At 36.5% G+C, this 11,681-nt stretch carries 10 protein-coding genes; all 10 read left to right on the top strand.

Annotated elements, in window-relative coordinates:
* The first annotated feature begins 4 nt into the window (after positions 1-4).
* The 10 genes from ADH99_RS03950 to pknB all read left to right on the top strand — a co-directional run bounded on the left by ADH99_RS03950 (position 5) and on the right by pknB (position 11,310).
* Positions 5-325 (top strand): PTS fructose transporter subunit IIB, encoded by a 321-nt coding sequence (locus ADH99_RS03950; protein WP_005606610.1) that lies wholly within the window; start codon positions 5-7, stop codon positions 323-325.
* Between the two features lie 25 nt (positions 326-350).
* On the top strand, positions 351-1,403 hold the full coding sequence (locus tag ADH99_RS03945; protein ID WP_039849077.1) for a PTS fructose transporter subunit IIC: 1,053 nt from the start codon (positions 351-353) through the stop codon (positions 1,401-1,403).
* 12 nt (positions 1,404-1,415) lie between these two features.
* A complete protein-coding gene (locus ADH99_RS03940) occupies positions 1,416-2,690 on the top strand; it encodes a class II D-tagatose-bisphosphate aldolase non-catalytic subunit (RefSeq protein ID WP_005606607.1) in 1,275 nt (424 codons plus the stop codon).
* A gap of 200 nt (positions 2,691-2,890) precedes the next feature.
* Positions 2,891-3,526, top strand: coding sequence for a guanylate kinase (gene gmk / locus ADH99_RS03935; RefSeq protein WP_005606605.1), 636 nt, complete (start codon positions 2,891-2,893; stop codon positions 3,524-3,526).
* Positions 3,527-3,543: 17 nt separating this feature from the next.
* Entirely contained in the window at positions 3,544-3,759 is a 216-nt protein-coding gene (gene rpoZ / locus ADH99_RS03930) for a DNA-directed RNA polymerase subunit omega (RefSeq protein WP_005606604.1), read from the top strand.
* Between the two features lie 129 nt (positions 3,760-3,888).
* Positions 3,889-6,294 (top strand): primosomal protein N', encoded by a 2,406-nt coding sequence (priA, locus tag ADH99_RS03925; protein ID WP_049555143.1) that lies wholly within the window; start codon positions 3,889-3,891, stop codon positions 6,292-6,294.
* A 9-nt stretch (positions 6,295-6,303) separates the two neighbouring features.
* Positions 6,304-7,260: a methionyl-tRNA formyltransferase gene (gene fmt / locus ADH99_RS03920; RefSeq protein ID WP_049555142.1), complete on the top strand. Its 957-nt coding sequence runs from the start codon at positions 6,304-6,306 to the stop codon at positions 7,258-7,260.
* Positions 7,253-8,575: a 16S rRNA (cytosine(967)-C(5))-methyltransferase RsmB gene (gene rsmB / locus ADH99_RS03915; protein ID WP_049555141.1), complete on the top strand. Its 1,323-nt coding sequence runs from the start codon at positions 7,253-7,255 to the stop codon at positions 8,573-8,575. Before fmt ends, rsmB begins: the two co-directional genes overlap by 8 nt.
* A gap of 21 nt (positions 8,576-8,596) precedes the next feature.
* Positions 8,597-9,343: a Stp1/IreP family PP2C-type Ser/Thr phosphatase gene (locus tag ADH99_RS03910; protein ID WP_049555140.1), complete on the top strand. Its 747-nt coding sequence runs from the start codon at positions 8,597-8,599 to the stop codon at positions 9,341-9,343.
* Positions 9,343-11,310 carry a Stk1 family PASTA domain-containing Ser/Thr kinase gene (gene pknB, locus ADH99_RS03905; RefSeq protein WP_049555139.1) on the top strand — a complete coding sequence of 656 codons (1,968 nt, stop codon included), beginning with the start codon at positions 9,343-9,345 and terminating at the stop codon, positions 11,308-11,310. Before ADH99_RS03910 ends, pknB begins: the two co-directional genes overlap by 1 nt.
* Positions 11,311-11,681 lie beyond the last annotated feature (371 nt).

Raw genomic sequence — 11,681 nt, 5'->3', positions numbered from 1 at the left:
CGAAATGAAAGTAGTTGGTGTGACAGCTTGCCCGACAGGCATTGCTCATACTTATATGGCGCAAGAAGCAATTGAAAAAGAGTGTCGGAAAAGAGGGTTTGAGGTTAAGGTTGAGACGCAAGGAGGTATGGGAATAGAACAAGAGTTAGAGCAAGAAGAAATTGATGCGGCGGATGTTGTTATTTTAGCGGTAGCAATTAGTATCGAAGGCGAAGAAAGATTTGAAGAAAAAGAAGAACTAGGAAGAGTGTTAACCGTAGAACCTGGAGAAATGATTAAGCATCCAGAGAAATATATTGATGAAGCCATTAAATTAGTAGAATGATTTTTTGAAAAGGGAGATGAAAAAAATGAGTAAAGAAAACAGTGTTTTTAAAGAACTTCAAAAAGCATTTAATTCAGGCGTTTCGTATATGTTACCTGCAGTAGTAGTTGGTGGTATTTTTCTTGCATTCTCTTTAGCAACTGGTGAAGCAACTGAAACGGGTATGTCAGTAACGAATCCTTTCATGAAGAATCTGTTGGATTTAGGATTAGCAGGATTTGGTATGATGATTCCTATTTTATCAGGTTATATTGCCTACTCAATCGCTGGGAAACCTGCTTTAGCACCAGGGATGATTCTCGGATATGTTGCTAACAATCCTATAGGAGAAGGACAAGTAAAAACAGGATTTTTAGGTGCTATGATTTTAGGGGTAGCAGTTGGTTATTTTGTACAATGGTTCAAAAAATTTAAAGTGCCTAATACAATCAGAACAATTATGCCAATCTTAATCATTCCAATTGTTACAGTATTTGTTTTAGGTATGATTTATATCTATGTGATTGCAGTGCCTATTGGAATTGCTATGACTTGGTTAGTTTCTACATTAAAGGATTTACAAGGAGGAAGTGCGATTCTTCTTGGCGTGATTATTGGAGCTATGACAGCTATTGATATGGGAGGACCAATTAATAAAACAGCAACAGCTTTTACTCTAGCGTTAATGGCTGAAGGCGTGTATGCACCAAATGGTGCTCACCGTATTGCTGTGGCGATTCCACCGCTAGCTATGGCACTATCTACTTTTATTGATCGTAAAAAATATACCGCAGAAGATAAGGACTTAGGAATGTCAGCATTCTTCATGGGGTTAATTGGGATTACTGAAGGTGCAATTCCTTTCGCGGTAAAAGATGTAAAACGTGTGTTACCAGCAATTATTGTTGGTAGTGCGGTAGGTGGAGCTTTAGGAATGATTAATAATGTAGAGGCTTTAGTTCCTCATGGTGGATTAATCATTTTACCAGTTGTTAATGGAAAATTATGGTATGTACTCGCGATGTTAATTGGTACGCTAGTATCTGTTGCGATGTTACACTTCACTAAACCAGATTTAGACGAATCGTTATTAAAATAGGGGGATTCTATTATGAATAAATTACCGATTAAAACAATTGTTGAAGGATTGCTTAAACTTCAGGAGACGGGTGACAGTGCCACAATTTTAGGAATTGGGCCAATGTCAAAAAACTGTGTTCAAGCCACATTAGAGTTGTCGAAAGATGAAGATTTTCCAGTAATGTTTATTGCAAGTCGAAATCAAGTTGATTCTGATGAATTTGGTGGTGGATACGTTAATGGTTGGGACCAAAAACGATTTGCAGCCGCAGTTGAGGAAGTAGCTGATGAGATCGGATATGACAATTTTTACTATCTCTGTCGGGATCATGGTGGACCATGGCAAAGAGATAAGGAAAGAAATGATCATCTTCCTGTTGATGTTGCAATGGAAATTGGAAAGAAATCATATTTGGCAGATATCGAAGCTGGATTTGATTTACTAATGATTGACCCTACAAAAGATCCATTTGAAATCGGAAAAGTAATTCCTTTGGAGACAGTATTAGAAAGAACTGTTGAGCTAATTGAATATTGTGAAAAAGAAAGAATTAAACGAAATATTCCAACTATTGGATACGAAGTGGGAACAGAGGAAACAAATGGTGGCTTAACTTCTACTGAAACATATGAGACATTTATTTTGAAATTGAAAGATGAACTAGAAAAGAGAGATTTACCGATGCCGACATTTATTGTTGGCCAAACTGGGACTTTAGTCCGTAAAACAGATCAAGTAGGTAATTTTAATTTCAAAAATGCATATGATTTAGCAGAAATGGCTAAAAAGTATCATGTAGGACTAAAAGAACACAATGGAGATTATCTAGATGATGTTACTTTGTTAGAACATATTCCATCTTCAATTACTGCAACTAATGTGGCTCCTCAATATGGAACTGAAGAAACTAGAGCATATCTAAATTTAGTTGCTGTGGAAGCTAAATTAGTAAAACATGGTCTAGTTACATCTCCTTCTAAGTTAAGAGAAACATTACTTCTTCATGCGATTAAATCAGAACGCTGGAGAAAGTGGATGATTGGAGATCAAACAAAATTAACTGTTGAAGATATTCTAAGAGATGGGCAAGAAGAATTACAAAATGAAATCCTAGATATTGCAGGTCATTATACATTTAATGATCCTGAAGTGAAGCTTGAAATAGAAAAATTATACGAAAACCTAGCTAAGCATAATATTGATGGACGTAGATATGTAATAGATCATATTAAGAGACCTATTAGAGATTATGTTGAATGTTATAAATTAAAAGGTGTAACAACAAGAATTAAAAACATTCAATAAAGATAAAAGGCTGGAATTTTCCAGCCTTTTTGTTTTGAGCATGAATCATGCGGATTAGTTTACTGAAATGTTAGAAAATCAAAAGAAAACTTATGGAGATTGATTTTTTATTGATTTTCTATCATTTTTGATTGGTGCAGCAACGGTGTTTGTGATACTATAGTAGAAAGATGTAAAGAGATTGGAGTTTTCAAACGATTATGGCAAGAAAAGGTTTATTAATCGTTTTATCTGGGCCTTCAGGTGTCGGAAAAGGAACAGTACGCGCAGCTATTTTTGCAAAAGGCAATCAAAAATTTGTGTACTCAGTATCTGCAACGACTCGTAAGCCAAGACCAGGTGAAGTGGATGGAAAAGATTATTTCTTCAAATCTAGAGAAGAATTTGAAGCGATGATTGAAAATAAAAAATTATTAGAATACGCGGAGTATGTAGGAAACTACTATGGAACACCTTTAGAATATGTGCAAGAAACATTAGATAAAGGAAAAGATGTATTCTTAGAAATCGAAGTTCAAGGAGCGCTTCAAGTTCGCGAAGCGATGCCAGACGGGGTGTTTATTTTCTTAACACCACCTGATTTACATGAACTAGAATCTCGCATCGTAAACCGTGGAACAGATTCAGACGAAGTGATTAAAAATCGTATGAAGGTTGCTAGAGAAGAACTTTGTTTGATGAAGTATTATGATTACTCTGTTGTTAATGATAAAGTAGAAAATGCGGTTCAACAAATTGAAGCTATTATTCAAACTGAACATTTACGAATTCAAAGAAATATAGAGAGTATTGAAGAGTTTGAAGATGAGTTAGAAGAAATTTTAGAGGAAGAGTAGAAAGAGGGAAAGTTGTTATGATGTTATACCCATCAATCGATAAGTTACTAAAAAAAATCGATTCAAAATATTCATTAGTAATTCTTTCAAGTAAACGTGCGCATGAATTACACCACCATGAACCACCATTGTTAGAAAGCTATGAATCACATAAAAATGTTGGTCGTGCGTTAGAAGAAATCGCAGCTGGAAAATTAACTATCCGTGAAGACAGCAAACCAGAACATGTATAAATTAAATATATAGTCAAGGGGGTTCCCCTTGGCTTTTTATTTTTGCAGTAGAGAAGTATAGCGTAGGCAACAACAAAATGAAGTTCAATATGGTATAATAAATAGTAAAACAATTTTGGAGGTGAAAAGATGTATGCAAAAGTAATCGTTGATGTACCAGTCATTCAAGTAAATCGTCCTTTTGATTATCATGTCCCTGAAATATTACAAGAGAGCATTGAAGTTGGAATGCGTGTTGCTGTTCCATTTGGGGGACGTAGTATTTCTGGATTTGTTTTGGCTCTTAGTGATGAAGTTGATTTCGACGGAGAAATAAAAGATATTTTGCATTTAATGGATTTAGATCCCGTCTTGTCACCAGAGATGATTGAGTTAGGCGCCTATTTATCGAAGAAAGTTCATGCATTCCTCATTCAATGCTATCAAACTATGCTTCCAGCGATGTTGAAGTCTAATTATGAAAAACGATTTGTATTAGTGAATCCAAAAGAGAATGAAGATGTATTTCGAGAAATTTTCCATTATGAGAACACATTACTTTATACAGATGACCTACCACAAGAACAACTAAAACGGTTGATGAAGTTAAAAAAAGAAGGCGTTGTAGTTATCGAGACGGTTGTGAAAGACCGTGCCAAGGTGAAAACGGAAGACTGGATTCGATTGAACTACGTGATGCAAGAGTATGAGGAGTTTATTCCTACGCTTTCTGCACGTGCTAAGAAGAAAATATCGCTCTTAAAGACTCTCGCTTCGATGGAAAGAATGGAAATCCAGAAGAAAAGTTTCTTAGAAGATACAGATTTTACAACGGCTGATTTAAAATTTGCAGTAGAGCATAATTGGATTACGATAGTTCAAAAAGAAGTAAGTCGCGATGCGTATAAGGGAAGATTCTTTAAGAAGAGTCTTCCGTTTCAATTGAATGAGGGACAGCAACTGGCATTTGATAGAGTAAAAGAAGAATCTATCGATCCACATAACTCAAAAGTATATTTATTAGAAGGCGTTACTGGTTCTGGGAAAACGGAGGTTTATTTGCAATGGATTAGTGAAGTTATTGCAAAAGGGCAAAGTGCGATGATGCTTGTTCCTGAAATTGCTTTAACACCTCAGATGGTCGAACGATTTAAGTCTCGTTTTGGAGATAGGGTTGCTGTTCTACATAGTGGACTGAGCACAGGCGAAAAATTTGATGAATGGAGAAAAATCAAGAATAAAGAAGCAGATATTGTTGTTGGAGCACGTTCTTCTATTTTTGCTCCATTAGAAAATATTGGCATTATTATTTTAGATGAGGAACATGAAACCTCTTATAAACAGGATGAATCTCCTAGATATCACGCAAGAGATATCGCAATTTGGAGGGGTGAATTCCATCACTGTCCTGTAGTGTTAGGGAGTGCAACTCCTAGTTTAGAATCAAGAGCTCGAGCGCAAAAAGGAGTCTATACTCTTCTGAAACTAACCAAAAGAGCTAAAGAACAAATTCTTCCAGAAGTGCATTTAATTGATATGAGAAATGAATTTATTCATCAGAAAGGATCGTTTTCTCAAACCTTATTAAAAGCAATCGAAAATCGATTGGAAAAGAAAGAGCAAACGGTTTTGCTATTAAATCGAAGAGGCTATTCCTCTTTTGTATTATGCAGGGATTGCGGTTATGTTTTAGAATGTCCAAACTGCGATATTTCGTTAACACTTCATATGGATACGAAAACAATGAAGTGTCATTATTGTGGACATGAAGAGAGAATCCCAACTTTTTGTCCTAAGTGTCAAAGTCGACAAATTCGTTACTTTGGAACTGGAACTCAGAAAGTTCAAGAGGAATTGCAAGAGGTATTCCCAGACGCTCGTATTGTAAGAATGGATGTGGATACGACAAGACGTAAAGGACAGCATGAAGCGATTCTGAAACAGTTTGAGAATCAAGAAGCAGATATTTTAATTGGAACCCAAATGATTGCGAAAGGCCTAGACTATCCAAACGTAACGCTCGTTGGAGTGATTAATGCAGATACGGCACTAAATATACCTGATTTTAGAAGTTCGGAAAAAACATTCCAACTGCTCACACAAGTTTCAGGTCGTGCAGGACGTGGGGAGAAACCGGGTGAAGTATTTATTCAAACCTATAATCCAACACATTACGCGATTCAATTAGCACAAGGACATCATTATGAACGATTCTTCGAAACAGAAATGCGAATGCGTCATATGGCTAACTATCCACCATATTTCTTTACGACGATGATTACGTTTTCTAGTGAAGAAGAAGGAGTGGCGTTGAAGAAAGCTATCGAAGTTCATAAGTCATTGATGGCAAATGTGTCACCAAAAGCAGTTGTGTTAGGTCCAACTGCTAAATCGATTGCGAGAATGAACAACCGTTATTATTTCCAAATCATTGTGAAATACAAAAATGAGCCGCAGCTGCAAGAGTTTTTGGAGCAATTGATGATGGAAACGCAAGAGATTGGTTCGAAGAAAATACTTATGACAATTGATATGGAACCACAACATTTCTTATAGAGGTGAACAATGAAGAAAGTTATTTTTATGGGAACGCCGGAATTTTCTACAGGCGTTTTGAAACGATTAATTGAAGAGAAAACAGTTGAAGTGATTGCTGTTGTGACACAACCAGACCGTGCAGTTGGACGTAAGAAAATCATTACTCCGACTCCTGTGAAGGTAGTTGCATTAGAGCATGATATTCCTGTCTACCAACCAGAAAAATTAAGTGGATCACAGGAATTGGAAGAGTTAATGCAACTAGATGCAGATTTAATTGTAACGGCTGCATATGGTCAATTCTTGCCAACGAAGTTTTTAAACTTCCCACGTTTTGGTGCGGTGAACGTTCATGAGTCACTCTTACCAAAATATCGTGGTGGAGCTCCGATTCATTATGCGATTATGAATGGTGACAAAGAAACTGGCGTAACGATTATGCGCATGGTTGCGAAGATGGATGCCGGTGCGATTATTTCGCAACGTGCGATTCCAATTACTGGTGAAGATGACGTTGCAAGTATGTTTGAAAAATTAAGCGTCGTTGGAGCAGACTTACTAATCGAAACATTACCAGAGATATTTGCCGGAACGATTACTGAAGTGGAGCAAGATGAAGCATTAGTATCATTCTCTCCAAATATATCAAGAGAGCAAGAGCAAATCGATTGGAATAAAACAGCGACTGAAGTAGATTGCTTTGTACGAGGCTTACGTCCATGGCCAACTTCATTTACGGTTTTAAATGGAAATCGTGTGAAGATGTGGGGAGTTTCTTTAACGGATAAACAAACCGCTAAAACTCCTGGAAGCTTGTTTGTAGATGGTGGACGTCTATATGTGGCTTGTGGTGGCGGAACAGTGCTTGAAATTACACGTCTTCAACCAGCAGGAAAAGCTCAAATGGACGCGAAGGCGTTTATCAATGGATTTTCTGAATGGTTGAAGAATGATGCGATTTTTGAGGGATTAAACCATGAGTAATGTACGTGATATTTGCGTAGAATTATTAACAAATGTAGAAAAAAATCAAGCGTACTCGACTGTCGCGTTTCAAAATGTGTTGCAAAAACATAAATTGGATGTAAGAGATAGAGGGTTATTAACTGAATTGTTTTACGGTACGATTCAACGTAAATTGACATTAGACTTCTATTTAAAACCATTTATCGAGAAACAAAAGAAAATGGAACTATGGGTGCTAAGTTTACTGCGAATGACTGTATATCAAATGGCGTATCTCGACCGAGTCCCTGATCATGCTGCTATTTTTGAAGCTGTACAAATTGCTAAAAAACGTGGTCATCAAGGGATTGCGAAATTCGTCAATGGTGTTCTTAGAAATGTTCAACGTTCTGGATTCGATGGAGTTTCTTCTATTAAAGATGAACGTGAACGTTTGAGTGTTGAATTTAGCATGCCACGCTGGATTGTAGAATTATTATATGAACAATACGGAGAAGTGGCAAGAGAGATTTTCCCAAGTTTAAATATTGCGCCGCATTTAAGTGCGCGTATTCAAAATCCAGAGATGTCAGTTGAAGAAGTGCAAACTCTTCTAAGAGAAGAAGGGGTAATGGTTCAAGAAAGTAAGTTATCTCCTCGAGCAGTGATTGTCGAAGAAGGAGATTTACTAGGGTCGAAAGCATTCAAAGATGGTATCGTTACGGTTCAAGACGAGTCATCCTCATTAGTGGCTCAAGTAGGAAAACTTCAACCTGGATATAAAGTGCTTGATACATGTGCTGCTCCTGGAGGGAAAACCACTCATTTTGCAAGTTATCTTGTGGCTGAAGAGGGTGGACTTGTTGAGGCGTTGGATTTGCATGAGAATAAATTACGCAAAATTCATCAAAACGCAAAACGCCTTGGGGTAGAAGACAGAATTCATACTCATGCACTCGATGCTAGAAAAGTAGGAGAACTTTTTGAAAAAGAAAGTTTTGATGCAGTATTTGTAGATGCCCCATGTTCTGGTTTAGGCCTCATGCGCCGGAAACCAGATATAAAATACACAAAAAATAGTGAAGATTTAACAAAATTACAAATAATACAGTTGGAAATTTTAGCGTCAGTTGCTACAATGGTAAAGAACAGTGGAAAATTGATTTATTCAACTTGCACGATTAATAAAAGTGAGAATGAGGAAGTCGTTCTTAAATTTTTAGCCAATCATCCGGATTTTGAATTACAACCAATAGAAGAGTTTGGGTGTACTAATGAAAATCCGATGCTTACCATATTGCCGCATGAATATCACACAGATGGTTTTTTCATTGCAAGAATGGTAAGAAAATAGATTCGCAACAGGAGGGAAAATATGGAGATAGCCATCAAGAGTGACGTTGGGCAAAGACGTACGTTAAACGAAGATGCTGCCGGATATTTTTTGAATACTCAAAATGTGCCACTTATCGTTGTTTGCGATGGGATTGGCGGGCATAATGCTGGGGATGTAGCTAGTGCTATGGCATTATCTCATTTGGGAAAACGTTGGGAAGAAGAAAGTATTACGGATACAGAAGCGGCCTACCAATGGCTGGTTAAAAATATTCAGGCTGAAAATGATCGTGTCTTTCAGAAAGCAAACCAATATCGTGAATTGGATGGGATGGGGACGACAATTGTTGCAGCAGTAATCATTGATTCTGAATTATTAGTAGCAAATGTTGGAGACAGTCGAGCTTATCTATATCGCAATTTTCAAATTAAGCAATTAACGGAAGATCATACACTCGTACAAGAATTAGTGAAATCTGGAGAGATTACTGAAGAGGAAGCAAAAAGACATCCTCAAAGAAATATTGTTACTCAGTCTTTGGGAATTACTTTGAATGTCCAAATAGATTTTGTACGTGTGACTTTAAAAAATGAGGATACGATTTTACTTTGTTCAGACGGATTGTCTAACATGTTAGAAGATCAATATATAAAAGAAATATTAGGTAATTATTCTGATGTAAATACACAAGCTCAAAAAGCGGTCTTAGCTGCTAACGAAGCAGGTGGACGGGATAATATTACCGTGGCGATTGCCAAATATTTGGTGAGAGAGGAGGTAGCATAATGTTTGAATCGGGGAAGACAATCGGAGGTCGTTATAAGATTCAGTCTCATGTGGGAACTGGTGGTATGGCCACAGTTTACTTGGCAAGAGATTTAATTTTAGAGCGACCTGTTGCTGTGAAAGTACTTAGATTTGATTTTCACTCAAATGAAGCAGCAATGAGACGTTTTCAAAGAGAGGCACAATCAGCAACTCAATTAGTTCATCCTAATATTGTAGGAGTCTATGATGTAGGAGAAGAAAATGGAACCCATTATATTGTGATGGAATACGTCGAAGGAACCGATTTGAAAGAATATATTCGAGAAAGAGGGCCTCTACCACCACGAGAAGCAGTACGTATTATGACACAAATTGTTTCTGCTATAGAGGTGGCTCATCAAAATAGAATTATTCATCGCGACATTAAACCTCAAAATATTTTGATTGATAAACATGGTGATGTTAAGATTACGGATTTTGGGATTGCGATTGCATTATCGGAGACTTCGCTTACTCAAACAAATACGTTATTAGGATCTGTTCATTATTTATCTCCGGAACAAGCTAGAGGCGGAATGGCTACAATTCGAAGTGATATATACGCTCTTGGAATTGTTCTGTATGAATTGTTAGTTGGTGAGGTTCCTTTTGAAGGGGAGTCTGCTGTATCAATTGCCCTAAAACATTTTCAAGAACCACTTCCGCGAATTTCATTAATGTTACCAACGGTTCCTCAAAGCTTAGAAAATGTCGTTCTTAAAGCAACTGCAAAAGAACCTTTGGATCGTTATAATAGTTGTGAAGAGATGCTGGAGGATTTACAAACGTGTTTAAACCCTGAAAGGCTTAATGAACAGATGTTTAAACCCACTACATTGAATCAGGAAACAAAAGTTTTACAACCGATTGCTACAGGAGCCATACCTCGAAAAATTCCAACTTCGAGTAAAGAAGTTCCTGAAATTCAATTTGATGAAGAAAAGAAGCCTATTACTCAAGAGCCAAAGAAAAAAAGAAAAAAATGGCCTTGGATTTTACTGCTTCTTATAACCCTTATTGGGGCAGCTGCCATTTTTGCATATATTCAATCCGCGCCAAAAGAGGTTACTATTCCAGATTTGAGTAAGTATACGGAAGCTGAAGCAAAAGTAAAATTAGCAGATTTGAATCTGGAAATTTCTGATGTTCAAAAAGTTAAATCAGACACCGTGGAAGAAGGAAAAGTGGTTGAAACTAATCCTAAAGCCGGAAGTAAAGTTAGAGAAAAATCAAAAGTAGTTTTAAAAGTTAGTGCAGGGAAAGATACGGTGACGATAGGAAACTACGTTGGTAATACATTCGATAAAGCAAAAGATGAACTTCAAAAATTAGGGATTGCTGTAGAAAAGAAAGAAATCTATTCTGATACAGTCGAAGCTGGTAAAGTTACAGAACAAAGTATCGCAAAGGATCAAAAGGTTGTTGCGAAGGAAACAAAGATGATTTTGACAGTTTCGAAAGGCAAAGAACCAGTGACCTTAGTCAACTTAAAAGGCTACACTCGTTCAGGAGTTCAAGAATACGCTAAACAGAATGGACTAAAACTTCAAATTACTGAAGAGAATAGTAATGAGACAGAAGATACAGTTATTAAACAGTCTCCAGCAGAAGGGGCCACTTTAAAACAAGGAGATACATTAACGGTTGTTATTTCAAAAGGAAAAGGGGAAAGAGTCGTTAGTCGTAAGTTTACGATTCCTTATGAAGAAAAGAAACAAGCGAATAATGGAAATGGAAACCATACTTCAACTCAAGAGAAACAACCGAATACGGTCGAAGTATTTATTCAGGATGCTAATAATAATATAAATACGGCTTATCGATCGTTCAAAATAACGGAAACAACAACAATTAGTATTGATTTCACCTTTAATAATCAAGTGAATAGTGGTAAATACATCATTAAAAAAGATGGAGTAACGATTGATACAGGTGTTGTTCAGTAAGAGGTTATCATAGAGACAGAGTCTACGTTTTTAATAGTTAGACTCTGTTTTCTTTTCTAATAAAAATATATTAAAAAAATCATGTCCATTTTAGTTGCAAACCAAATCTGAATATGATAAATTAATATCACTGTGAAGCGAACGTTCGCTTTTAAAACAGTTCCAAAAAACTTTGAAAAAGTTGAATAAAAACTGTTGACAGTAAAAATGTCCTATGATAGGATATAGAAGTTGTTGAAAAACAACGATTGACCTTTGAAAACTGAACAAAGAAGACGAACCAAATGTGTAGGGACTTCATTCGATTGAATGAAGAAACAACAATTTCTTATCTCTTAAAGAGATACAATAAGTCAGTAATTAAAATGAGC

This window comes from Granulicatella sp. 572.rep1_STHE, from assembly GCF_001073445.1.
Lineage (GTDB): Bacteria > Bacillota > Bacilli > Lactobacillales > Aerococcaceae > Granulicatella > Granulicatella adiacens.
This window is presented reverse-complemented; position numbering and strand designations above follow the sequence as displayed.